Origin of the sequence: Gillisia sp. Hel_I_86 (assembly GCF_007827275.1) — a bacterium.
Taxonomy (GTDB): Bacteria; Bacteroidota; Bacteroidia; order Flavobacteriales; family Flavobacteriaceae; genus Gillisia.
The window spans coordinates 1,379,287-1,402,876 of record NZ_VISE01000001.1; the positions used below are offsets into that span (position 1 = coordinate 1,379,287).

Below are 23,590 nucleotides of genomic sequence, written 5' to 3' on the forward strand. Positions count from 1 at the left end.
GTTTTTTATATTTTTGTGCCATAATATAACAAAGTTATACAATGAAAGATTTTTTTGAAGGAATCGCTTGGCTTTTTACAGAAATATTATTTATTCCCTTTGATGCTCTTAGAGAATTACAAGATGAGTATTGGTTTCTCGCCAATATTATGAATTGGATCTTTATGATCGTAGCTTTTGCAGCTTTCGTTTATTGGATGATGCAATTGAAAAAATTCAACGATAACGATGAGGAAGATCGTGATCCCAAAGCACATTCATTCTTAGGCTAAATCAAAACCTAGATCCTTTCTATAATACATCTTATCAAAATGAAGTTTATCTACATTTTGATAAGATTTTTTTAGTGCCTGTTTGTAATCTTCCCCAAATGAGGTCACCGCAAGCACTCTTCCGCCATTGGTAACCACTTTTCCTTCTTTTTCTGAAGTTCCAGCATGAAACACCAAGGATCCCTCAACGTTTTCCAATCCGCTGATTTCTTTTCCCTTTTCATAAGCTTCAGGGTACCCACCAGACACCAACATCACTGTGGTTGCAGTTTTGGGAGATATCTTTAAGCTGGTTTCATTTAGCTTTTGCGATTTTAAAGATTTGAAGAGTTCGACCAGATCACTTTCAATTCTTGGCAGTACTACCTCTGTTTCCGGATCTCCCATTCTCACGTTATATTCAATCACGTAAGGCTCCTCACCTACTTTAATCAATCCAATAAACACAAAACCTTTATAATCTATATTCTCTTTTTGAAGTCCATTGATTGTAGGTTTTACAATTCGTTCTTCAATCTTATCCATTAATACCTCATCCACAAAAGGGACAGGGGAGATCGCTCCCATTCCACCTGTGTTTAAGCCTGTATTTCCTTCTCCAATCCTCTTATAATCTTTAGCTGTAGGCAGGATCTTATAGTTTTTCCCATCGGTTAGCACAAAAACACTCAATTCTATACCATCTAAAAACTCTTCTATCACCACTTTTTCCCCTGCATCTCCAAATTTGCTGTCTACCAGCATGTGCTGTAACTCCATTTTAGCTTCTTCCAGATCTTCTAAGATTAAGACCCCTTTTCCAGCTGCCAACCCATCTGCTTTAAGTACGTAAGGTGCTTTTAATGTTTCTAAAAAAGATTTTCCTGCCTCCAGACTTTCCGCAGTAAAACTTTGATAAGCTGCTGTTGGAATATTATGAATTGCCATAAATTCCTTCGCTCTTTCCTTGCTTCCTTCCAATAATGCACCTCGTTTTGATGGGCCCACAACCGAAATGTTTTTTAAAGCTGAATCGTTATTAAAAAAATCTGTGATTCCCAGAACCAAAGGGTCTTCTGGACCTACAATTAGCATTTCCACATTTTCTTTAAGAACAAAGTCTTTGATTGCTTCAAAATTAGTTACCTTCAAATCGATATTTTTAGCAATTTGAGCTGTCCCGGCATTCCCAGGAGCAACAAAAAGTTGGTCGCACTGCTTGCTTTCCAGGATTTTATGAGCAAAAGCATGTTCCCGGCCACCGGCACCCAATATCAAAATATTCATGTAGAAGTTATTTTAAGTTCTTGCGCCAAAAATAATTGTTTGTAAATTGAAGCGCTAATAATTTCGAATAAAATAAAGTTACTCTAACCTTTGAATTGGTTTAAAATTTCTCTTCAGCTTAATAAATTCCCTATAAACAGGGCGCAAAGATTATTGCGCGAAATTCAGGACATTCCAGAAGTCGAATTTGAAGGTTATGTTTTCAATAGAAGAAAGGCGATTGTAAACTACCATTTATCCCACAATTCCTATTATAAAAAGTTCTTTGGAAACAAGGAGTTTGAGGACTGGGAAGAAGTTCCGGTAATGCAAAAATCAGATCTACAAAGACCTTTAAAAGAAAGGCTCAGTAAAAATTACAACAAAAAAAACAGCTATATAGGGAAGACTTCCGGCTCTAGCGGGCATCCTTTTATTTTTGCAAAAGATAGATTTTGCCATGCGGTAACTTGGGCCGAGTTTATAGATAGATATAAATGGATTCATATAGACCTCAACAAATCCCTTCAGGCCAGGTTTTATGGAATTCCCCTGGATTTCTACGGAAATTTAACGGAACGCTTCAAAGATCAGGTAAGCTTACGTAGAAGATTCAATGTCTTCGATTTAAGCGAAGAAAAAATGGAAGAGTTTTTAACACGCTTTAAAAAATCTGAATTCGATTATATCAATGGATATACCAGTGCCATTTTACTTTTTGCAAAATATTTAAAAAAACAAAAAGTGGTTTTAAAAGAAACCTGTCCTTCGCTAAAGGTTTGCATTGTTACTTCAGAAAAACTTTTTGAGAATGATAAGAAGCTTATTGAGGCAGCATTTGGGATCCCGGTAGTAAACGAATACGGCGCAAGCGAAGTTGGGCTCATCGCCTTTGAAAATCCCGATGGGGAATGGATTGTGAATGCAGAGAGCTTATTTATAGAAATTTTGGATGATAACAATAGAAGCTTGCCATACGGCGAAGAAGGAAGGATTGTGATTACTTCTTTATATAACAAGGCACATCCCATGATTCGATACGATATTGGGGATACCGGCACCTTGGCAAAGAAAAGCACTTTTAAGCATCCTGTACTTTTAAATCTTACCGGCCGAACCAACGATGTGGCACGTTTGGCAGATGGAAAGGTAGTGCCGGGGCTTACTTTTTATTATGTGACCAAATCTATTATTGAAGATGCTGGAAGCATTAAAGAATTTCTAATCGTGCAAACCGCTTTGGATAGATTTAAAATAGAGTATGTTAGTGAAAAAGTGCTTTCCGATGGGCAGGTTCAACAAATATTAACCGCGATCGAGACTTTCGTTGGGAAAAATCTTCAAGTAGAATTTGCAAAAATGCCGATTTTAAAAAGGAATAAAAGCGGAAAATTGAAGCAGTTCACATCCCTCATTTAGAAACCACCTGCTTTTTCTTAACAAAGAAATGTTCTTTTAAAAACACTCCCATTCTCAACAAGCTCTTCAGTTTGTTATACTTCAAAAATTCACTGTAGATCAAAAAGTTGTATTTCAATAGCGCCGTCTTGTTATTGGAAATCGAATTTTCTCTAATTCGGTATTTGGCAAGTGGTTCGCTTATTCCTTTTGTAGATTCGATCTTTTTCAAAATAGTTAACCATAATGCCCAATCTTGCCTTTTTCTGAGTGTGGGACTGTAAATTTTACCCAGTTTCCCTACGCTATAAATTCCAGTAAGATTCCCCACATAATTGGATTTCAGAAGCTTTTTATAGTAGAGCACAGGCAAAGCTTGAACTTTTTTAGGAAGCTCTTGGCCGGATTCATCTACCAAATAATAACTGGAGAAGGTCATCGCCAGATTATGGCTCTTCATGAATTGCAGCTGAGTTTCTAGCTTCTTGGGAAGCCAAAGGTCGTCGGCATCTAAAAACGCAATATAGGCGCCCTGAGCGGCTTTTATGCCTACGTTTCTACTTACACCTGCGCCCAGATTTGATTTGTTCTGAAAAAGTTGAATTCTGGGATCTGCTAATTGGAATTTATTGACTACTGAAATTGTTAAATCTTCTGAAGCGTCATCAATTATTAATAATTCCCAGTTGAGGTGCGTTTGTTGTAAAACAGATTGAATGGCATCAGCAATATAGGCGGCCGAATTATAAGCGGGCATTATTACCGATACCAATGGCAATTCTTCCATTTAGCTGTATTTAGCGTCTTATGTGCTTTGCGAAATCCTTGTGCTCACTTTTAAACAATTCTTCTTGGGTAAGCCCTTTAAAATAATCATAGGTGATCTTCATACCCTTTTCCCTGGAAACCTTGGGTTCCCATCCCAATATTTCTTTGGCCCTGGTAATATCTGGTTGCCGTTGCATTGGATCGTCCTCTGGCAAAGGCACACAAATTACTTTCTGATTGGTATTGGTGAGCTTTATTATTTCATCTGCAAATTCCCGGATTGTAATTTCATCTGGATTCCCAATATTCACAGGATCTGAATAATCACTTAAAAGCAATCTATAAATTCCTTCTACTTGATCGTCTACATAACAAAAAGAACGTGTTTGAGAACCGTCCCCAAATACCGTGAGGTCTTCTCCCCTTAATGCCTGACCGATAAATGCAGGAATCACACGGCCATCATTTAAACGCATTCTTGGGCCATAGGTATTAAATATTCTGGCAATTCTAGTCTCAAGTCCGTGAAAACGATGATAAGCCATGGTCATGGATTCCTGAAAACGCTTTGCTTCATCATAGACACCACGAGGTCCTATAGAATTTACATTCCCATAATAATCTTCGGTTTGAGGGTGCACCAAGGGATCACCATAAATTTCTGAAGTGGAAGCAATTAAAATCCGAGCTTTTTTTTCCTTCGCCAAACCTAATAAATGCAAAACTCCCACAGAGCCCACTTTCAAGGTCTGAATTGGGATTTTTAAATAATCTATTGGACTGGCCGGTGATGCAAAATGTAATATATAATCCAATTCTCCAGCTACATGCACATATTTGGTAATATCATGATGATAGAACTCAAAATTTTCGAGCTTTAAAAGATGCTCGATGTTCTTCATATCACCAGTTATCAGATTATCCATTCCAATAACCAAATATCCTTCTTTAATGAACCTATCGCATAAATGAGAGCCTAAAAACCCAGCTGCTCCGGTAATCAATATCCTTTTAGGCATCTAAAAATTTTATTTAATTAATAATTGTAATTGTATAGTTCCAATACTGCATCCTGCCATGAAGCAACCTCCACCTCCAAATTCATCTCCAATTTAGTTTTATCCAAAACACTATATTCCGGTCTTTTCGCAATTGTTTTATAAGAATTATCTTCAATTAAAGTAACCTCCTCATATTTATTGGACACTCTTAAAATCTCTTCTGCAAATCCGTGCCAGGTGGTTTCCCCACTATTGCTGAAATGATACAAACCGTAGTGCTCATTTTCTTCTTTTATGATTTGTATTAACAAATTGGCAAGATGATTTGCGTTGGTGGGTGTCCCTTTTTGGGATGTTGTTATATTCAAGGTAGCATTTTCTCCTGCCTTTCTTAAAATGGTTTTATAAAAATTATGTCCAAATTCTGAATATAACCAAGATGTGCGAAATATAAAATAGTATCCAATCGTATTTTGGATGTGTTGCTCGCCTTTTAATTTTGAGGCGCCATACACGTTCATTGGATTTGTCCTATCATTTTCTTTATATGGAATATTGCTGCTCCCATCAAATACATAATCTGTGGAAATATGCATAAGAACCGTGGAATGCTTTTTACAAATCTCGGCCAAATCCTTGACTGCATCAGCATTAATTTTATAGGCTTTTTCCTTCTCGGATTCTGCTTTTTCAACATTGGTATAAGCAGCACAATTTATACAGTAATCTATTTGCTTACTGGCAAAGCACATCTCCAAATCGCATTTTGAGGTAACATCAATTTCTGAAGAATCCATGAAGAGCCAATCAATCGTTTCTTCATTTGCGGCAATCTTTTGAATGCACTTCCCCAACTGCCCAGATGCTCCAGTTACCAATACCGTTTTCATGGAAATAATTCTTTGAGCGTTGGTAATTTAGTGTCTTTTTCTGATAGAATGAACGCTTCTTCCGGAATTTTCCAATCGATAGCAAGATCTGGATCATTGTAAATCACTCCAGATTCTGAGCCAGGATAATAAAACCGATCGCATTTATAAGAAAAAACAGAAGTTTCAGACAAGGTGACAAACCCATGTGCAAAGCCTTGTGGGATAAATAATTGATGCTGATTCTTATCGGATAATATTATTTCATAAGACTGTTTAAAAGTTGGAGATTCTGGTCTTAGATCTACCACCACATCCAACACTTCTCCGTAAATTACCCTTACCAACTTCGCTTGGGCAAACTTCCCAGATTGAAAATGCAAACCCCGTAATACCCCTTTTTTGGAAACCGACTGATTATCTTGTACAAACTCCAAATCCAAGCCTGTAATCTCATTAAATTTCTTTTTATGGTAGCTTTCTAAAAATATACCTCGATGATCTGGGTATACCTCTGGAGTTAAAATAAAACAATCCTTTAAAGGTGTCTTTTCAAACTTCATTAATTAAGAATTAAAAATTTGTTCCAAGATTTTTTCGGTGATCAAATAGGTGGGTTTTACACCGGTAGTTCCCAATCCTCCAGATGCTAGGGTACTGCCCGTTACTAGTGGATTGTCCGAAGCATAATAAGCATATCTCACCTTGACATCTTCTTTGATGTTTCCCCGTAACCTAGAGGCAGCCTGAATTGCTTTTTGGTAATGCACTCCCTCCATTTCCAATCCAACTACATCCCAAGTAGATTCTTGAAAAAACTTTAATATATCCCTATTTTGAAGGGATGTACCAAGTACTGTGATCATCGAGCCATCTACGACCTTGATGCCATTTCCTTCAAGATCTTCTTTTTTAAGCTCGTTATAAAACGGGTAATTATCTGCCGTACCTTCAAACAAATGGGCGGTAGGGATCATAATATCCCCTTTTCCTCCATCCAAAATTCCGGCTTTCCCCATTATAGAAACCGAATCTACATTTAAATGAATTTCCTTCTCTTCATATCTATAAGGCTTCAGCAGCTCATCCATCGTTTCATAAGCCTGTTCCCCAAAGGCGTAATCCATCACTACGATTACTGGTTTTTCCTCATTTTTCTTTGCACTGAATTTTGGACTTCTAAAACCATTTTTAATCTTAGCGGTATCAAATACCTGCACATCTATATTGGTGCCACTGGCATCCTCAATAAACTTCATTCCATTATCCAAAGCTACTTTCATCACCTTGTTTCTAAGCTGCCCATTCCCGCTATTGCTCAATTCTTCATAAACCTCCATAGGTTTCTTTTCCATTAATTCCTCTTTTAAAGCTATAGGAGAAAATAAGGTGTTCATAACACTGTGCATATTGGCACTAATTATATGGATAGGACGGTGCACCAAATTATTTTCCACCAAATATTGCTTGATAGCATCTGCCCAGATCTCACCGTGTATGTGATGCCCTAAACGCTCTCTAAGCACAGGGCTAAAGGTCACAATGCGTTTATTGTTGTTGATGGTCTCGTCTATTGCCAATTTCCCTAACCAATATATGATCTCTAGAAAACGCTCTTCATTCTCAGGGATCATAAATTTAGGGTACATAGTGGTAACCTCTTTAAAGGTTCTTCCCAGGATATTAGCTGTATGTGTAAGTGCTATTTCGCGCTCATTTTGAGTTAAACTAGGTTTTAAAACCGCCGCTTCCAGCTTCATCCAATCTCTTGTAACACTTCCTTCTTCATCTATAATTACGCGTCGCATAATTTTATGCGATTCTATGAACAAGAAAGTAAGGTGGGTAAGGATGTCATAGATTTCAGACCTGCCACGGGTTACTTCAATATTCATTTGCTCTTCATCTATCCTGTAGCAATTTCTTCTTCTTTTTGGAGGAACAATTGGCTTAAAATGAGAATTCGCATAGCCTTCATCGCTTGTTAGATTTATAAACCTACATTGTTCTATTCCAACAGGCAAGCGTTCAATTACATACAAAAGGCCGTCCAGTTCTACTTTTTCCTCTGCAATAGTTCCGTAAATCTCCGGTCTTAGGGTGAGCAAAGATTCCCTAAGGGTTTCTCCAGAAATTCCCATAGGCTTGTAAAATCCGCGGTTAAATAGATGGCGCATTGTTATATACATACGTTCTATCGCATTTGTGCTTTCTTGTGCCCGGGTTCTTCCCATCAATTTCAAATTCACCATATATTATTGCTTTATATTTTTTCCAAAACCTCTGCGATCTTTCTATCGTTGGAGAGTCTTGGTAATTTATTTTGTCCTCCCAATTTTCCAATAGATTTCATATACTGCTGAAATCCATTCTCGGGAATTTGTTTAATTTTTAATTGCTGAAGGATTTTTCCCTCTATCAAATCCAGATAATAAGAATTTTGCTCTTGCATAGATCGGTCCAAGATCTCTAAAAATTTCTGAAGGTCATGAGGTTCTTTTTCAAATTCTACAAACCATTCATGATAGGGCAATTGTTCTCCTTCCGGGGTAATTTGTGGAGCTACTGTAAATTCTGTGATCCTAGCCCCCGTTTGTTTGGTAGCTTCCTGCATTGCCTGCTCTACTTCCTTCGCAATAACATGTTCCCCAAATGCCGAAATAAAATGTTTGATCCTTCCAGAAACGATCACTTTATATGGTTTTACTGAGGTGAACTGCACGGTATCACCTAAATTATATGCCCATAATCCAGCGTTTGTAGAGACAATAATCACGTAGTTCACTCCCACTTCTACCTCTCCAATTGTTAACCGGGTTGGATTTTCATCAAAAAACTCTTCAGACTTTATAAACTCATAAAAGATTCCAGAATCCAGCTGAAGCAACATTCCTTTGTCCCCTTGTTTGTCCTGAAAGGCAAAAAACCCTTCAGAAGCAGGATATAGTTCTATACTATCTACTTTTCTTCCTATTAGATTTTCAAATTTAGCACGATAGGGTTCGTAGTTTACCCCACCATAAATAAACAGGTCGAAATTCTTGAACAAGTCTCCTACCTCTTTTCCAGTGTTTTGCTGCAACTTTTCAAAATACATTTGTACCCAAGATGGAATCCCGCTAATCACGGTCATATCTTCATCTTTTGTTTCACCCACAATGGCATCTACCTTGGTTTCCCAATCTTCAATGCAATTGGTTTTTAAACTCGGCAATCTATTCTTCTGTAGATAGGAAGGAACAAAATGTGCAACAATTCCAGATAACCTGCCCAATTTCACTCCGTTCTTCTCTGTAAGCTCTGGACTACCCTGCAAAAAGATCATTTTTCCATCTACAAATTTAGACTTCCCAGTTTCGGCTATATAGCATAAAATAGCATTTCTAGCCGCATTGATGTGGGTAGGCATAGATTCCTTGGTAAGCGGAATGTATTTTGCACCACTTGTGGTTCCTGAGGTTTTGGCGTAATAAAGTGGTTTTCCAGGCCACAGTATGTTTTCTTCACCTGCCACCATTTTATCCACGTACATCTTTAGTTCTTCATAATCCCTAACAGGAACTTTAGATGCAAATTCTTTATGATTGGTGATGTCCTTGAAAGAATGGTCTAATCCAAACTGTGTGTTTTTCGCTTTTTCCAAAAGTTCTTTAAAAACTTTTTTCTGCGTAGCTTCTGGATTAGATGCCCACTTATCGATTTTATTGCGAATGTATTGTGCAAAAATCTTTGCGGCAATGGATTTTATAGACATAAAAGTTTAATCAAAATCAATATAATCTTGTGGATTTACGGGATTTCCTTCATTCCATAATTCAAAATGAAGGTGTGGACCTGTTGTGAGTTCCCCAGCAGACCCGGCAGCAGCGATCACTTCTCCAGACTTCACGAAATCTCCTTGTTCTTTTGTTAGTGACGAATTATGCTTGTAAACAGAAAGCAAGCCGTAATTATGCTCTATGATCATCACATATCCTGTTTCGGCACTCCATTCAGCAAAGATCACCCGCCCATCTGCTACGCTTTTAACAGGGGTATTTTTGGCAACCACAATATCTATCGCGTAATGCCTTGTCTTGATATTGTAGCCTTCGGTAATTGGTCCTTTAACAGGAGGAAATAGCGCAAATTCAATATCAGATCCTGCTGTTTGCAGTACATTATACTTATCTTCTAAAGCCACTTCTTCCCTTAACAACGAATCTGCCCTAGAAGGGGATAGATCTATATATTCCGAATCTATTCGTTGGGTATTCAATAATGAATCCCTATTAAGGTCGCCTACTTCCAAATCTCCTGTAAGCACTTTTCTTATAGATTCATAATATTGGTTATTCAACATTAAAGCGGTTTGCAGGGAGTCTGTTTTATAAGTTAATTCCGTAGCCTGTCTTTTCAGTTTTGTTGAAGAATATCCAGGGATATACTCCCTCAAACCTGTAAAAGCTATGATGAAGGTTGTTAGCGCAATGAGCAAGATAGCACTAGAGGTAATAGCCACAAATAGATTCAACCTTGTTAATTTAAAAGAAAGCCGCTCTTCGAAAGTGTCTTCATTTAAAATCACCAACCTATACTTATGCAGTAGTTTCTTGGTGAATTTCTTTTTATTTTTTTTTGTTTGAGACATAATTTATGCTGCTATCACAAAGATAGCATAAAGTTAAATTTATACTATTTTAATGCTCATAAACGTTTATATTAATGATTTCTTGTTAAGTTTGTAACAACAAAACTTTTTTATTATGAATGCATTGTTTTTACCATTAGTGATAGGTGCTCCGCAAATAATATTAATTGTCGTTGTAATATTATTGCTATTTGGAGGACGAAAAATACCTGAACTGATGAGAGGCTTAGGTAGTGGTATTAAAGAATTTAAAGATGCCTCTAAGGAAGATGATGACAAGGACAAAACAATTCCTGAAGACAAAAAATAATATTTCCTATAAAATTCCTAAAAAGGCTCAATAAAATTGAGCCTTTTTTTTAGTCTATTTTTGCAGATTTTAATATAGCTTCCAATTCAAACATATTGTCTCGTTTCGCTGTTGCGGGAGCAAAGGTAAATCCTTCAAGAATAATATACCTGTTGTTAACGCTATCCCTAACGGCATAATTAATAAAAGGTCCCGCCATAAAAGCATTCTTCACTTCCCAGGTCCCCTTTGTTTCATAAGCAAATTTTCCGTCTATTTTAGAGTTAAAGAGATAGGGTGCGTACGCTTCCTCTGTGATCATATAACTGTCTTCCAAAGGTCCCGGAATATGGGCTTTCCCAATAGAATCCCTCATTTTAATAATATTTGCAATCACACTGGTATCCCCATCAATCTGGTTTAAGGGCACTGTATAGACCAAAATTTCCATATTCCCTTTTGGAATATCTTTACGAATCCAAAAAAAATCATCATTTTCCATAGCATAACGATAAGCTGTTGGAAATTTAAGAGAAACTCCTATGGTCCTTTTTAGCTTTTTGTCATCTTTCAAAGACTTATTGATCCTTCTTTGCTTCTCCTTAATTTCAGTATTCCGAAGGGCTTCTACAATTTCTTCTGAATTTTTATTGATCTGACTGATAATCTCATTAGAATTTTTCCCTGTAATCACCACGCCTGTTTGTGGGTGTGCAAAAGGATCGTTGAAAATTTTAAAATTTCCGGCCTGACCATTTTCAATCTTTACAAACAACCTGTTTTTGCGTACAAACCCAGAAAAAGCCTCTGGAGGCATTTGGTTTAGGGAAAACATTGGTTCTTCTTGAGGCAATCCGTCTACGGGTGCTGCCAAAGATTTTCTAAGTGCTTCTCCAATGGAACCTTCCCACATTTCATTGTCTATAACCACAGAGATATTGTTGATATTCCCTGAAGAAGTAGCCAATAATATAGGATCTTTAGACTCGGCATCCTTACATCCGGTAAACAATAAAGCGATAAATAAACTTAGGAATAGAAAATTCTTCATGATTATAATTTAAATTGTTCTAGCTTCCAGAAAGCTTTAACTTCATTCCGGGCTTAAGCGATGTATTGGACATCCTATTCCATGCTCTCAAATTCTGTACCGTTATCCCCGGAAATTTTTTGGAAATACTCCAAAGTGAATCTCCATTTTTTACGGTATAGGTTTTAGCATCTGTTGGGGCTTTAGAACTGCTTACAGTGCTCTTTGCTATTGTAACCGATTTTCTTGGGTATATGGTAAGATATTGTCCTATCCTGAGATTGTTGCTTCTTAAATTGTTCCATTTTTTAATACTGCTTACTCCTACCCCATATCTACTAGCTATCCTTCCAAGATAATCTCCACTTTTAACCCTATATCTTACTTTATCTTCTGCCTCTACAAATCGAGGTAATTCCTTTTCTTTTTCTGCTAGCTCCGTTTTTGCAAAATTGTATATTGCCTCTTCATTGTTCACAAATAAGCCAATCCCTTTGCTGGGCAACCTTAGTGCATAGGCTTCATCTTCCACAAATGGAATAATATCCAGCTTATAACTAGGATTTAAAAATTGCAACATTTCCTTATCCACCCCAGATACTTTGTTGATCTGGTCGAAAGTGAGCATTTGCTTTACATGAAGTGTATCTGTATCAAAAAATGCAACTTCTGGCCTATTTGGCTGAAAATCATGTTCTTTTGCATATTCGAACAAATAAAGCGTGGCAAGAAAAGCGGGAACATACCCTGCAGTTTCCCGTGGTAAATAATTACGTAATGTCCAATAATTGGTAGAACCGCCGCTTCTTCTAATCGCTTTGGCCACATTTCCAGGACCAGAATTATAAGAAGCCAGAACCATGTCCCAATCCCCAAAAGTCTTATATAAACTCGCTAGGTATCTTGCGGCTGCTTCCGTAGACATTATAGGATCCATGCGCTCATCTACATAAGAACTCACGTCCAAGCCCTGCATTTTACCCGTAGCAAACATAAATTGCCATAATCCCGTGGCTCCTACCCTGGACCTTGCCCGAGGATTAAGTGCAGATTCTACTATGGCTAGGTATTTTATCTCTAGAGGAACATCATACCTGTCCAATTGCTGCTCGAACATTGGAAAATAATATTCGCTTAACGCCATTAAGCGTTCCATGGATTTCTTGTTGCGCTTTAAATATGATTTAATTACACTTTCTAGAATTGGGTTGTATTCAATATTAAAAGGGGTACGGGCATTTAATTTGGCAAGCCTGGCTTTTAGGGTATCTGTAGGTAATTCTTTATATACAACTTCAGAATAATCCTGCTTTAGGATCTCTTCCTGCATTTCATCAAAAAGATCAGAATTCAACAACTCCTTTTTCCAAACCGAATCTATCACCGCAGCATGCGGTAGATCTTTAAGGTCTTTAATAGAGGCGTTATTTATTTTTGCCGAAATTGGCAACCTATCCTTGAATTCCGGATCGGGATTTTTCAATTCTATTTTAGCACTATCGGATTTTTTGAAAACTTGAACCCTAAAATTTGCTTTTTTAGGTTCAACTTCAGGTTTGGAGTTGCTTTTTGCTGGATTTTCCTGACCCATAGAGCCAAAAAAAACCAGCAGCGTTAAAAGTGTGATTATTTTTTTCATATTTCTACAACTATATTGTTTAGAAACGTTTAATATTCTGGTTTCTTGTTTAAGCTTCAGAGATTGCCTTGATTCCGGGAAGGGATTTCCCTTCCAGCATTTCCAACATCGCCCCACCACCGGTAGAAACGTAACTTACTTCATCTTCCAAATTAAATTTTTTGACAGCGGCTACAGAGTCCCCTCCACCAACTAGTGAAAATGCACCATTTGAAGTTGCCTTTCCAATAGCTTCTCCAATTTTCATGGTTCCTTCAGCAAAAGCTTCCATTTCAAAAACTCCAATAGGTCCATTCCAAAGTATCGTTTTTGATTTCAAAATAACTTCAGAAAAAAGCGCTATAGATTTAGGGCCCGCATCCAGACCCATCCATCCATCGGGAATATCGTCTATAGGGCAAACATCTTTATTTGCCATTTCTGAGAAACTATCTGCAATAATAGTATCTACCGGCAGATGTACCTCCACTCCCTTTTTAGCCGCTTTCTTAAGGATTTCCAAAGCCAATTCCTGCTTGTCGTCCTCTACAAGGGAACTTCCTATTTTCCCTCCTTGAGCTTTAATAAATGTAAAAGCCATTCCGCCGCCTATTATTAAATGATCCACTTTATCCAGAATATTTTCCAGAACCGTGATCTTGGAAGACACTTTCGCACCACCGATAATTGCAGTAACGGGTTTTTCAGCAGATTTCAATACCTTGTTTAAACTGTCTATTTCTTGTTTTAGCAAGTATCCGAAGCATTTCTCTTCAAAATATTTTGCCACAACCGTTGTTGAAGCATGTGCCCTATGGGCAGTTCCAAATGCGTCATTTACATAAATATCCCCTAGCTGCGATAATTGCTTGGCAAAACCGGAATCTCCTTCCGTTTCCTCTTTGTGGTATCTCAAATTTTCAAGCAAAAGGATCTCGCCAGGTTTTAAGTTTTTTGCTTCATTAGTAGCAACATCACCCACGCAATCGTTCACAAATTTTATTTCCACTCCCATAATTTCGGAGACCTTGGGAACAATTTGTTGCAAAGAAAATTTAGCTTCTTTGTTCTTGGGCCTTCCTAAATGCGTCATTAAGACGACGCTTCCGCCATCTTCTAAAACTTTAATTATGGTAGGCTTGGCAGCTTCTATTCTAGTGCTGTCGGTTACATTCCCTTCATCATCCAACGGAACATTAAAATCTACCCGAATAAGTGCCTTTTTGTCTTTAAAATTGTAGTCGTCTACTGTTTTCATAAGCAATGTGTATGCTACAAATATAAATTTTTCTAAAGATATAAAGTGAAGATTAATTTTATCTTTGCCTATGCTCTTTTCTGAAGTTTTAGGTTTACCTCATATTAAAAACCACTTAACCACGACCGCCGACAGGGGGCGTATTCCGCATGCGCAGTTATTTGTGGGAAATCACGGGAGCGGATTATTGCCAATGGCGGTTGCTTATGCGCAGTATGTTTTATGTGGAAATACAAATTCTGAGAACAATACGGGTAATACGGCGTGTAATTTAAAATTTAATCACCTCTCTCATCCAGATCTTCATTTTGCATTTCCGGTAGCCACAAACGATAAGGTAAAATCGCATCCGGTTTCCAATCATTTTATGGAAGCTTGGAGAACATTCATCAATAATAACCCGTATGGCAGTTTATTCGACTGGTACCAAGAAATTGGAATAGAAAATAAGCAAGGACAAATTGGAGTAGATGAAGCGCAGGAAATTTTAAAATCCCTTTCTTTAAAATCTTATGAAGGTGGTTATAAAATAATGCTGATCTGGATGGCAGATAAAATGAATACTGCCTGTTCCAATAAATTATTGAAGCTAATAGAAGAGCCTCCAAATAAGACACTTTTCATCCTTATAGCTGAAGACGAGGAGCAAATAATACAAACTATTAAGTCCCGTTGCCAAATCCTTCGGTTCCCGCCCCTTTCTGAAAATATTATCGAAGAAAAATTGATGGCAACCGAAAAAGTCGATGCTTTATCTGCAAAGAAAATCGCGGTTCAGGCAAATGGAAGTTATTCCCAGGCTCAACATATACTAAAAAACGATTCTGGCGATGAACAATTTGAAAATTGGTTTATTACTTGGGTTCGAACCGCTTTTAAAGCAAAGGGAAATAAAGCCTCCATTTTAGAGCTGATTTCATGGAGCGATGCCATTGCAGCTTCAGGAAGGGAGACACAAAAAAGCTTTTTGCACTATTGTTTGGACTTTTTTCGTCAAGCTCTATTACATAATTACAAGGCCCAAAAATTAGTGTATATTCAGCCCAAAACCGCCAATTTTAAATTAGATAAATTTGCGCCATTTATAACAGGAGCAAATATATTGGGGATCACATCAGAACTAGAAGATGCCATTTACCACATAGAACGCAATGGGAATTCCAAGATCATTTTTACAGACCTATCCATAAAACTCACAAGATTAATTCATAAAAAAGCAGCTTAAAAAACACCTATGGAAAACATTACCAATTATATTACAGAACTCCTCATCCTTATATTTATAGTAATTACTTTTTTGCAATCGGGCTTGGATAAAATCACCGATTGGAAGGGTAATATTGGATGGTTAAAAGGTCATTTTTCGAAAACTTTTTTGGCGGGGCAAGTACCTTTAATGGTTGCCATCATATTGGTTTTAGAAGTCATAGTCGGGTTTATGGCCTTGGTTGGCATCTTCTTTATTATAAGCAGCGGACAAACCGAAATTGCCCTTTATGCCAACGTGTTGGCAGCAATTACTTTGTTAATGTTGTTATTTGGACAGCGCGTAGCCAAGGATTATGCAGGAGCTTTTACCATAGTAGGATATTTTATCGTGGTAATTTTAGGGGTGACATTATTGTCTTAATTTGTATATCCGTTTTTTGTCCTAAAAGTTCTTTGGTCACCCTGAATTTATTTCAGGGTCTCAATCTTGCATGGCTTTTACATTGAAATGGGATTCTGAAACAAGTTCAGAATGACGTCATTTTTCAGTTTGGGATACTTGACTTACGAACAAATTTTCTTAATAAATCATTTACATAAAAAAGCATCGATTTCATAAAGATCGATGCTTTTTCATTTTAAGAAATTCCATTTCCTATTTCTTGTAACCCTCATTAAGTTTTTCAAGAATTTCATCGGTGATATCCAATCCTTCTTTTGCATACATGATGTTTGCAGACTCGTTAGATCCAAAAATGTAAGTATAATCGTTATCCTTACCGTATTCTTTTACGTATGCCTTCACTTTAGTTACGATAGAATCAATCACAACATCACTTTCTTGACGAAGTTGGTTCCCCATCATTTGTTGTTGTTGTTGTATTTTTTGTTGTTTCGCCATCAATTCTTGTTCCTTTTCTTGTCTTTGCGCAGTAGACATCCCATTCATGTTTGCTTGGTATTCCTGCACTTCTTTCTGAAAACTTGCAGCTAAAGAATCCAACTCACCTTTAACCTTATTAGATTTTGAAGTGAATTCCTCTTCCACTTCTTTCATTTCGCGATACTCCTTAATAATTTTGGTTGTATCTACATAAGCTGTTTTTTGTTCAGTACAACTTGTAAGCCCGGCTGCAATTAAAACAACCAATAATAACTTCTTCATAATATAAATTTTGTTTGGCGCAAAAGTAATAAAGTTAATATGGAAAAAAACAAAAAAATATTCTCTATTAAAATATAATAAGAAAATCTTATGGAAATATCGTTTAAAATCAATTAAATCAATATAAAAAGGGGTGCTTTAAGAGGATTTAAGACTTGTTCTTGATTTTTAGCACACAAATCCCCGCTGGACCTAAAATATCATCCAATTCAGCCTGAAATTAGGTTTTAGCCCGATTTTCTAAAGAAATAAGCAATAGAAGAATACTCTGAAGACTTTTTTGCTTTTAGATTGGATTTTAATCCTATAAAAAAGGCTTTTAAAAAATTGTTCTTTTTGACCTTGTATTTTTCTGAAAGAAGGCTCACATAAAATGAATCGAACAAAAGGGGTTTTTCATCGAACTGAGAAAAAGAGGTGCCATTAAAAAGCTTTTCAAAACTCTTACGGGAAAAATGCCATAAATGTCTTGGCACATCAAAAGCTGCCCAATGCTCTTTATAATATAAAGCATCATAGCTTTTGAAATTTGGAACGGCAATAATCAACAACCCATCCTTTTTAAGCAACTGCTCCAATTCTATAATTTGATTTTTTAAATCATAAACATGTTCAAAAACATGCCACATCGTAATGACATTAAATTTCTCCGCTTTAAACTTTGAAGAATCTGGAACCAATTTTACTCCTTTTTGCTTAGCAAGTTCCCTGGCATTTTCATCTGGTTCTATCCCTTTGACTTTCCAACCGTTGTTTTTTGCAGTCAATAAAAACTCTCCGGTCCCCGCTCCAATATCCAGTAGTTTTCCTTTTTTCGGAAAATGCGATTCTATCCAATTTAACTTTTTAACAAGCATCCTTTTTTTGACGCTTTGGTAAATTTTATCGGTAATAGAATTTTTAGAATCGGTATGGGAGATATAATCTTCGCTCTTATAATAAGAGGGCAATTTATCCAGATCTGGTTTTGGAGTAGTAATCAAAAGATCCATTTCTGGGTCTAACATCAGTATAAATTCCTCTCCAGAAACAGTATGATCTTTGCAGGTAATATAAATAGTGTTGGAGCTTTTTTGAGTGGAACTATTCACAAATAAGGAGATTGTTTAAAATATTTTAAATACTAAATATAGCTGAAAAATCACATTGTTCCACGTGAAACAATTTATCTCCCCATATATACAAGAAGCACGGAAATATCACTTGGACTCACTCCGCTTATTCTTGAAGCCTGAGAAACAGTAACTGGTTGTACTTTATTTAATTTCTCCCTCGCTTCAAAAGACATGGATTTTATGTTGGTATAATCGAAGTTTTGTGGGATTTTAATATCTTCTAACCGATGCAATTTATCTGCATTGTTCTTTTCCTTATTTATATAACCAGCATATTTCACCTGAATTTCGGTTTGCTCCAGCATTTCCTCATTCAATTCATTTTCTGTGATAAATTCATTTACTCCAGGAAATTCCATCACATCTTCCATGGTAATATTTGGCCTAGAAAAGATCTTAAATATCTTATCGCTTTGTTTCATGGGAGCTGAATCCTTAGCCTCTAAAACAGGATTAGAAAATTCTGGCGTAACACTGGTTTCATGTAAATAATCTACAAAACTTAGAGACTTTTCCTTCTTCTCCTCCATCTTACGAAGACGCTTTTCTGAAGCTAAACCTAGATCAAAAGATTTTTGGGTAAGCCTAAAATCAGCATTATCTTGTCTTAATAAAGTGCGATATTCTGCTCGGGAAGTAAACATTCTATAAGGCTCTTCTGTCCCTTTCGTTATAAGATCATCAACCAACACTCCAATATAAGCCTCGTCCCTTCTTAAAATAAACGATTCTTTTTCCTGAACTTTCAATGCCGCATTTATTCCCGCCATTAATCCTTGGGAAGCTGCCTCTTCGTATCCGGTGGTTCCGTTAATCTGGCCTGCAAAATACAAGCCGTCCACCAACTTCGTTTCCAAAGTGTGCTTTAATTGTGTAGGTGGAAAATAATCGTATTCTATTGCATAACCCGGTCTGAAAAATTTCACTTTTTCGAAACCAGCTACAGAACTTAAAGCTTTAAATTGGACATCCTCCGGCAAGGAAGTGGAAAAACCATTTACATACATTTCCACCGTATTCCAACCTTCAGGCTCCACGAATAACTGATGCCTGTCTTTGTCTGCAAACCTATTGATCTTATCTTCTATAGATGGGCAATATCTTGGGCCGATACTTTGTATTCTCCCGTTGAACATCGGGGATCTATCAAAACCTTCTTTTAGCAATTCATGAACTTCCGGAGAAGTATAAGTCATATAACAAGAGCGTTGTTTTTTAAGCGGACTTGTTTCATCCAAATAAGAAAATTTAGAGGGCTTTTCATCACCTGGTTGTTCCACCATTTTAGAATAATCCAGCGATCTTCCATCTACTCTTGGAGGGGTTCCCGTTTTCATCCTACCAGACTCAAAACCTAATTGAATAAGTTCTTCCGTAATTCCCGTAGAAGCTCTTTCTCCAGATCTACCTCCGCCAAAGTTCTTGTCTCCAATATGGATCAATCCATTTAAAAAAGTACCATTGGTAAGCACAACAGATTTTCCTTTTATTTTTAATCCAAGCGAAGTTTTAATCCCCACAACTGCACCACTTTCTGTAATTAAACCGGCAACCATTTCTTGATAAAAATCCAGATTTTGGGTTCGTTCCAAACGCAATCTCCAATGCTCTGCGAACATCATTCTATCACTTTGCACCCTGGGGCTCCACATTGCTGGCCCCTTGGATTTGTTCAGCATCTTAAATTGGATTGCACTCGTATCACTAACCAATCCGCTATAACCGCCCAAGGCATCAATCTCGCGAACTATCTGTCCTTTTGCAATACCACCCATAGCTGGGTTGCAACTCATTTGAGCAATATTCTGTAAGTTCATGGTTACCAATAGGGTTTTAGAACCCATATTAGCAGCGGCAGCAGCGGCCTCACTTCCAGCGTGACCTGCACCAACAACAATTACATCATATATTTCACTAAACATAAACTTCTACTTTTTAAGATTGTTCCACGTGGAACAATTTCATTTTTTCCTCTTCTTTGCTTCTCATACGAGCCGCTTCCTCTTCAGTTTTATCCTTGTAGCCACAAAGGTGCAACACCCCGTGAACTAATACTCGTCGTAATTCGTCCTCAAACTTTACATTAAAGCTTTCGGAATTTTCACGAACGCGCTCGGTACTTATATAAATATCGCCTTGTAAAATCTTGCCTATAGAACAATCAAAAGTGATAATATCTGTATACGTTTCGTGATCTAAATACTCCATGTTGATCTTCAAGAGATATTCGTCATCGCAAAAAATGTAACTGATCTCTTCCAGAGACTTTCCTTCAGAAGCTATTACATTCTCTATCCATGAAACATATTGTGCTTCATCTTGGAGGATGAATTCGTTTTCAGAATAAAAATTAATTTTCGACAGATTCAAAATACCGCTTTACTTTAGTCTTATAAATTTGCCGCAAAGGTAAGCTTTGTCTATTTAAAATTTCAGTAGAATTAAAATATTCTTTGGCTCTAAGATTTTGATCCTGAGCAGTGTTTTTAAAGTTTTGCTGATTTGTTTTTGAAGTTCTCCGATCCTCTTTTTCTTGTTCTCTAACAGCTTCTTCCAACTGAAGCAATCTATGCTGAATTTGATTCATTTTTCTTAGCGTTTCCTTATTAAAACCCTTTTCCAAAAGTTCCCGTTCTATACGCTCCATTTCATTCAACACATTGGTATTGTTTTTGTCGAGACCTGCTTCCCTTAATTTATCTTCCAATTGCTGCCTTAATTGCTGTTGCTCTTTAAAGACTTCATATAGCTTTGCGCTTCCTTCCTCCCCTAGCTTGCCTTCTCTTTCCCCTTGTGCATTTTTATCTCCTTCACCAGGCTCCTCTTTGCCCTCTTCTTGGGAATTACCTTCACCTTCCTTAATTCCATCTTCCATTTCCTTGTTTAAGCCCTCCTGAGCTTTAATAATATCTGGCAATTGCATTCCCTCACCGTTCCCGCTTGGGGAGAGACTGAGATTTGCCATTTCTTGCATATTGCCCAACACCTCGCTTAACATATTTGCCAATTCATTAGTATTGGTCATGACGTATTGCTGACTAGCAGTTCCCTGTGGCAACTCATTTTGAGCCAACCTTTCCAGGGCTTTATTTATATCGAATTCAATATCGGTTAGTTTGCCCGTAATCCCTTCTGAAATCATTGGATTGTTCATGGCAAGCACAAATAAACTATCATCTATATGCTGAAAATGTTCTTTTAAAACCTGTTGTTTTCTCAAATTTTTAGGATATGCAGGATTATTGATCCTGATTCCCTTAAAATCCAGCATCAAGTTTTCCTGTTCAAATGAAAATACCATAAGGTTATCCAAAATCTGGCGCATAGTTTGGATATTGGCATTAAGCTGATCTCCCTGTGCGCCTGCTTGGGCAGATTTCATTTTCATGCTCATTTCCTTCATCTTCTCCCCTGCTTTTTTCTGAGGTGATTTCGCGCCTTTTTTATTATCCTGCTCTAATTGCTCTTCTGCCTTCTTTTGCTCCTCTTGAATTTCTTGCTCCTCATTTTGTTCCCTGTCCATGTCAAAAGGTTTTTTTAAAACATCATTCTCTTTCTCCAAAGAATCCATTTCCTCTTTAAATTCCTTGAATTTTTCAGATACCTTTTCTTGTCCTTTCAAAGAATTCAAAGAGTCTTCTTTTGACAAACTCTCCTGCTCCTCGCCTAATTTTTCAAGATCTCTTGCTAGTTTTTGAGTTTTTTCCTGAACGTAATAGCGCTTTGTGAGTTCCAGAAGCTGTTCTAGATTCTTTTGCTCAGATGTGTTTTGCTTTGAAAGTTTTTCCAACTTATCCATTAAGTCCTCCTCACTAATTTTATCGGCATATTCCTGAAGCTCTTTTAATAATTCCTCGTTTTCTTGTAAACGCTCTTCATTTCTTTCCAACCTATCCTTCAGCTCCTCTTCCAATTCCTTATTCTCTTCGGAACCTGATTTCTCTTCCAAAGTCTTTTTCAACTTTTCAGAATAATTTTTCATCATTTCCGATTGTTGCTTTTGTCTTTTCAGAAACTCTTCCAGTTTTTTCTTGTCGTTATAATTAAGCTGATTTTTCTCCTTTTTCAACCTAGACAATTCTTCCAATTCCTTATTTGATTCTTGCATCTCTTCAAGGCTTTCAGAAATTCCCTGAATAGACTCCCCTTGTTGTTTTAACTTTTCTGAACTCAACTCCTTTTCAGATTTAATTCTGAAGTTAAACACTTCAGTTTTAGTTGATTTAGAACCTCTAACCCCATCATTATCAAACACTTCAAAATAAATAGAATAATTTGTTCCCTGCTCTAATTCCAGGTTTCCGGGAAACGTATATAAAAAATCACCAATATTCTGGTTTTCAATAGGAATAGCAACTTTTTTGCGGCCATCGATATCTTCTTCAGGGTAATAAACTATATTCACCTTAGTAACAGCATGGTCATCGGACACCTTTCCGAAGAAATAATTGACATCTGTTGCCACCGTATCTTGTTTATGCTGAACATTTATTTGCGGATACTGATCTTTTATAACATCTATCCCATATTTTAAAGATTCATAATCCTTTACATTGCTATTAGAGGTATTTATAGAATATTGCAAGGCTGATAAAATCTTATTTGAATATTCAAATTGTGAAGCATTTTTATCAAAATTCACAATGGTGTCATCTGTTTTAAATAATACCTCATCTGTAGTCCTCGTTTTTAAAACCCAAGAAACCTTGGTTCCTTCCGGTACCGTAGTATTTCCAGTTCCTTTTATCGTCTCATTAGCTTTTTTGAGGTAATTAGGGAAATCAAGATTCATCTCAAAATCCAATAATTTAGGGACCTGAATAACACTTATTTTATAAGGCCTGGAAATGACATTATTTGCCGTAAGATAAAATTCAACATCCTTTTTTAATCCTTCGAAAGAGTATTGAAAAAAATTTGGTGAGGAATTCCTTAAATAATATTCCTCCTCATTAAAGTGAATTGCTACAGTTTCAGGAATTAAATTTCCGAGGGTTTGCACGTCCAGATTAAAATCTTTGCCTTCTTCAACAACCAGTTCATTTGCATTAATTATAAAAGAAAATGGTGCAGGTGGCTCATAGGCCGTATTATAATGCACAACCCGAGTATAGCTTTCAGAAAAAATGGAAGAATTTCCAGTAAAAATGATCGCCAAGATTATTAAAACCGGGAAGGCAGCATATTTTAAATATTTTAAGCTAGAATTAAAATTTACGGCGGTTTTAAAAGGAACCGGACTCAATTCTTTAGACTTTTGAGAGATGCTTGCAAGCAACAAATCCGATTGCTCCGATGAGCTTTTAAGCTGGAGTACATTCAGGAGCTTATCATTCACCTCCGGGAAATGTTTTCCAATAAGAATGGAAGCATCTGTTAGGTCTAAACCCTTGGATAACTTAAAGAGTTTAGCCAGTGGCCATAGGATGAATCTAAAAAGAAGAATCCCAGAAAAGAGGATAAAGACCCAAAACAATAAACTTCTATAAGGAGGAGAGAGCCAGAAAAAATATTCGATTAGCAAAATAAGAATGCCATATAACAACCAAACAGAGAAAAACAAAATACTTCCTTTCAACAATTTATTTAGGTAAAATCGCCTAATAAATGCCTTCAGTTTTTGTTTTATAACATCAAATTCCCCCATGATAACCCCCTTCTTTTCCTGTTATTAAAACTACAAATTTCATTTTACTTTATCTAGTGGTGTTTTGTGCATTTCT

At 36.8% G+C, this 23,590-nt stretch carries 21 protein-coding genes; 5 read left to right on the forward strand and 16 right to left on the reverse strand.

The genetic code is table 11. From position 1 onward, the window contains the following. The first annotated feature begins 41 nt into the window (after positions 1-41). Positions 42-272, forward strand: coding sequence for a DUF6341 family protein (locus JM83_RS06065; protein ID WP_144960335.1), 231 nt, complete (start codon positions 42-44; stop codon positions 270-272). On the opposite strand, the gene purD is transcribed toward JM83_RS06065, so the two are convergent. Further along, positions 264-1,538 carry a phosphoribosylamine--glycine ligase gene (gene purD, locus JM83_RS06070; RefSeq protein WP_144960336.1) on the reverse strand — a complete coding sequence of 425 codons (1,275 nt, stop codon included), beginning with the start codon at positions 1,536-1,538 and terminating at the stop codon, positions 264-266. The two genes, JM83_RS06065 and purD, sit on opposite strands and share 9 nt — an antisense overlap. Before the next feature lie 90 nt (positions 1,539-1,628). On the opposite strand from purD, the gene JM83_RS06075 reads away from it, so the two are divergent. Beyond that, the gene (locus tag JM83_RS06075) at positions 1,629-2,936 is read left to right on the forward strand and encodes a phenylacetate--CoA ligase family protein (RefSeq protein WP_144960338.1); all 1,308 of its coding nucleotides are present in this window, start codon (positions 1,629-1,631) and stop codon (positions 2,934-2,936) included. Here JM83_RS06075 and JM83_RS06080 read toward each other — a convergent pair. From JM83_RS06080 to JM83_RS06110, 7 genes are read right to left on the reverse strand one after another with little or no spacing between them, the layout of a single operon-like run. Then, positions 2,929-3,702: a glycosyltransferase family 2 protein gene (locus tag JM83_RS06080; protein WP_144960340.1), complete on the reverse strand. Its 774-nt coding sequence runs from the start codon at positions 3,700-3,702 to the stop codon at positions 2,929-2,931. The two genes, JM83_RS06075 and JM83_RS06080, sit on opposite strands and share 8 nt — an antisense overlap. Before the next feature lie 10 nt (positions 3,703-3,712). Further along, on the reverse strand, positions 3,713-4,702 hold the full coding sequence (locus tag JM83_RS06085) for a UDP-glucuronic acid decarboxylase family protein (RefSeq protein ID WP_144960342.1): 990 nt from the start codon (positions 4,700-4,702) through the stop codon (positions 3,713-3,715). A gap of 17 nt (positions 4,703-4,719) precedes the next feature. Next, positions 4,720-5,574, reverse strand: a complete 855-nt coding sequence (rfbD, locus tag JM83_RS06090) for a dTDP-4-dehydrorhamnose reductase (protein ID WP_144960344.1) — start codon at positions 5,572-5,574, stop codon at positions 4,720-4,722. Further along, positions 5,571-6,116: a dTDP-4-dehydrorhamnose 3,5-epimerase gene (rfbC, locus tag JM83_RS06095; protein WP_144960346.1), complete on the reverse strand. Its 546-nt coding sequence runs from the start codon at positions 6,114-6,116 to the stop codon at positions 5,571-5,573. Before rfbC ends, rfbD begins: the two co-directional genes overlap by 4 nt. A gap of 3 nt (positions 6,117-6,119) precedes the next feature. Next, positions 6,120-7,805, reverse strand: coding sequence for a DUF6909 family protein (locus tag JM83_RS06100; protein ID WP_144960348.1), 1,686 nt, complete (start codon positions 7,803-7,805; stop codon positions 6,120-6,122). Between the two features lie 11 nt (positions 7,806-7,816). After that, the gene (locus JM83_RS06105; protein ID WP_144960350.1) at positions 7,817-9,307 is read right to left on the reverse strand and encodes a GH3 auxin-responsive promoter family protein; all 1,491 of its coding nucleotides are present in this window, start codon (positions 9,305-9,307) and stop codon (positions 7,817-7,819) included. A gap of 6 nt (positions 9,308-9,313) precedes the next feature. Beyond that, on the reverse strand, positions 9,314-10,183 hold the full coding sequence (locus JM83_RS06110; RefSeq protein ID WP_144960352.1) for a M23 family metallopeptidase: 870 nt from the start codon (positions 10,181-10,183) through the stop codon (positions 9,314-9,316). Positions 10,184-10,298: 115 nt separating this feature from the next. Between JM83_RS06110 and tatA the strand changes: the two genes are divergently transcribed. Beyond that, positions 10,299-10,493, forward strand: coding sequence for a twin-arginine translocase TatA/TatE family subunit (tatA, locus tag JM83_RS06115; protein ID WP_144960354.1), 195 nt, complete (start codon positions 10,299-10,301; stop codon positions 10,491-10,493). A gap of 49 nt (positions 10,494-10,542) precedes the next feature. On the opposite strand, the gene JM83_RS06120 is transcribed toward tatA, so the two are convergent. The 3 genes from JM83_RS06120 to JM83_RS06130 are packed head-to-tail and all read right to left on the reverse strand — an operon-like array spanning position 10,543 to position 14,378. Continuing rightward, entirely contained in the window at positions 10,543-11,523 is a 981-nt protein-coding gene (locus JM83_RS06120; RefSeq protein WP_144960356.1) for a DUF4837 family protein, read from the reverse strand. Between the two features lie 19 nt (positions 11,524-11,542). Beyond that, a complete protein-coding gene (locus JM83_RS06125; RefSeq protein WP_144960358.1) occupies positions 11,543-13,141 on the reverse strand; it encodes a lytic transglycosylase domain-containing protein in 1,599 nt (532 codons plus the stop codon). A 49-nt stretch (positions 13,142-13,190) separates the two neighbouring features. After that, a complete protein-coding gene (locus JM83_RS06130; protein WP_144960360.1) occupies positions 13,191-14,378 on the reverse strand; it encodes a phosphoglycerate kinase in 1,188 nt (395 codons plus the stop codon). 70 nt (positions 14,379-14,448) lie between these two features. On the opposite strand from JM83_RS06130, the gene JM83_RS06135 reads away from it, so the two are divergent. Further along, on the forward strand, positions 14,449-15,603 hold the full coding sequence (locus tag JM83_RS06135) for an ATP-binding protein (protein WP_144960362.1): 1,155 nt from the start codon (positions 14,449-14,451) through the stop codon (positions 15,601-15,603). A 9-nt stretch (positions 15,604-15,612) separates the two neighbouring features. Then, complete coding sequence (locus JM83_RS06140) at positions 15,613-16,008, forward strand: DoxX family protein (RefSeq protein ID WP_144960364.1); 396 nt, start codon at positions 15,613-15,615, stop codon at positions 16,006-16,008. A gap of 234 nt (positions 16,009-16,242) precedes the next feature. Here JM83_RS06140 and JM83_RS06145 read toward each other — a convergent pair whose 3' ends face one another. The 5 genes from JM83_RS06145 to JM83_RS06165 form a co-directional block, all read right to left on the reverse strand. After that, on the reverse strand, positions 16,243-16,752 hold the full coding sequence (locus JM83_RS06145) for an OmpH family outer membrane protein (protein ID WP_144960366.1): 510 nt from the start codon (positions 16,750-16,752) through the stop codon (positions 16,243-16,245). A gap of 227 nt (positions 16,753-16,979) precedes the next feature. Next, complete coding sequence (locus tag JM83_RS06150) at positions 16,980-17,843, reverse strand: class I SAM-dependent methyltransferase (RefSeq protein ID WP_261376370.1); 864 nt, start codon at positions 17,841-17,843, stop codon at positions 16,980-16,982. 74 nt (positions 17,844-17,917) lie between these two features. Next, positions 17,918-19,789 (reverse strand): tRNA uridine-5-carboxymethylaminomethyl(34) synthesis enzyme MnmG, encoded by a 1,872-nt coding sequence (gene mnmG / locus JM83_RS06155; protein WP_144960368.1) that lies wholly within the window; start codon positions 19,787-19,789, stop codon positions 17,918-17,920. A gap of 13 nt (positions 19,790-19,802) precedes the next feature. After that, the gene (ybeY, locus tag JM83_RS06160; RefSeq protein ID WP_144960370.1) at positions 19,803-20,237 is read right to left on the reverse strand and encodes an rRNA maturation RNase YbeY; all 435 of its coding nucleotides are present in this window, start codon (positions 20,235-20,237) and stop codon (positions 19,803-19,805) included. Next, positions 20,218-23,514 carry a DUF4175 family protein gene (locus tag JM83_RS06165; RefSeq protein ID WP_144960372.1) on the reverse strand — a complete coding sequence of 1,099 codons (3,297 nt, stop codon included), beginning with the start codon at positions 23,512-23,514 and terminating at the stop codon, positions 20,218-20,220. The genes ybeY and JM83_RS06165 overlap by 20 nt, the downstream gene beginning before the upstream one ends. Positions 23,515-23,590: the final 76 nt, after the last annotated feature.

What these genes read in the sequence shown, in the direction of transcription:
- rfbC (WP_144960346.1), bottom strand. Translation starts at nt 6,116, where the DNA reads ATGAAGTTTGAAAAGACACCTTTAAAGGATTGTTTTATTTTAACTCCA.
- JM83_RS06080 (WP_144960340.1), bottom strand. Translation starts at nt 3,702, where the DNA reads ATGGAAGAATTGCCATTGGTATCGGTAATAATGCCCGCTTATAATTCG.
- JM83_RS06145 (WP_144960366.1), bottom strand. Translation starts at nt 16,752, where the DNA reads ATGAAGAAGTTATTATTGGTTGTTTTAATTGCAGCCGGGCTTACAAGT.
- purD (WP_144960336.1), bottom strand. Translation starts at nt 1,538, where the DNA reads ATGAATATTTTGATATTGGGTGCCGGTGGCCGGGAACATGCTTTTGCT.
- tatA (WP_144960354.1), top strand. Translation starts at nt 10,299, where the DNA reads ATGAATGCATTGTTTTTACCATTAGTGATAGGTGCTCCGCAAATAATA.
- JM83_RS06120 (WP_144960356.1), bottom strand. Translation starts at nt 11,523, where the DNA reads ATGAAGAATTTTCTATTCCTAAGTTTATTTATCGCTTTATTGTTTACC.
- JM83_RS06105 (WP_144960350.1), bottom strand. Translation starts at nt 9,307, where the DNA reads ATGTCTATAAAATCCATTGCCGCAAAGATTTTTGCACAATACATTCGC.
- JM83_RS06100 (WP_144960348.1), bottom strand. Translation starts at nt 7,805, where the DNA reads ATGGTGAATTTGAAATTGATGGGAAGAACCCGGGCACAAGAAAGCACA.
- JM83_RS06085 (WP_144960342.1), bottom strand. Translation starts at nt 4,702, where the DNA reads ATGCCTAAAAGGATATTGATTACCGGAGCAGCTGGGTTTTTAGGCTCT.
- JM83_RS06135 (WP_144960362.1), top strand. Translation starts at nt 14,449, where the DNA reads ATGCTCTTTTCTGAAGTTTTAGGTTTACCTCATATTAAAAACCACTTA.
- JM83_RS06165 (WP_144960372.1), bottom strand. Translation starts at nt 23,514, where the DNA reads ATGGGGGAATTTGATGTTATAAAACAAAAACTGAAGGCATTTATTAGG.
- JM83_RS06140 (WP_144960364.1), top strand. Translation starts at nt 15,613, where the DNA reads ATGGAAAACATTACCAATTATATTACAGAACTCCTCATCCTTATATTT.
- mnmG (WP_144960368.1), bottom strand. Translation starts at nt 19,789, where the DNA reads ATGTTTAGTGAAATATATGATGTAATTGTTGTTGGTGCAGGTCACGCT.
- JM83_RS06125 (WP_144960358.1), bottom strand. Translation starts at nt 13,141, where the DNA reads ATGAAAAAAATAATCACACTTTTAACGCTGCTGGTTTTTTTTGGCTCT.
- JM83_RS06110 (WP_144960352.1), bottom strand. Translation starts at nt 10,183, where the DNA reads ATGTCTCAAACAAAAAAAAATAAAAAGAAATTCACCAAGAAACTACTG.
- JM83_RS06130 (WP_144960360.1), bottom strand. Translation starts at nt 14,378, where the DNA reads ATGAAAACAGTAGACGACTACAATTTTAAAGACAAAAAGGCACTTATT.
- JM83_RS06065 (WP_144960335.1), top strand. Translation starts at nt 42, where the DNA reads ATGAAAGATTTTTTTGAAGGAATCGCTTGGCTTTTTACAGAAATATTA.
- rfbD (WP_144960344.1), bottom strand. Translation starts at nt 5,574, where the DNA reads ATGAAAACGGTATTGGTAACTGGAGCATCTGGGCAGTTGGGGAAGTGC.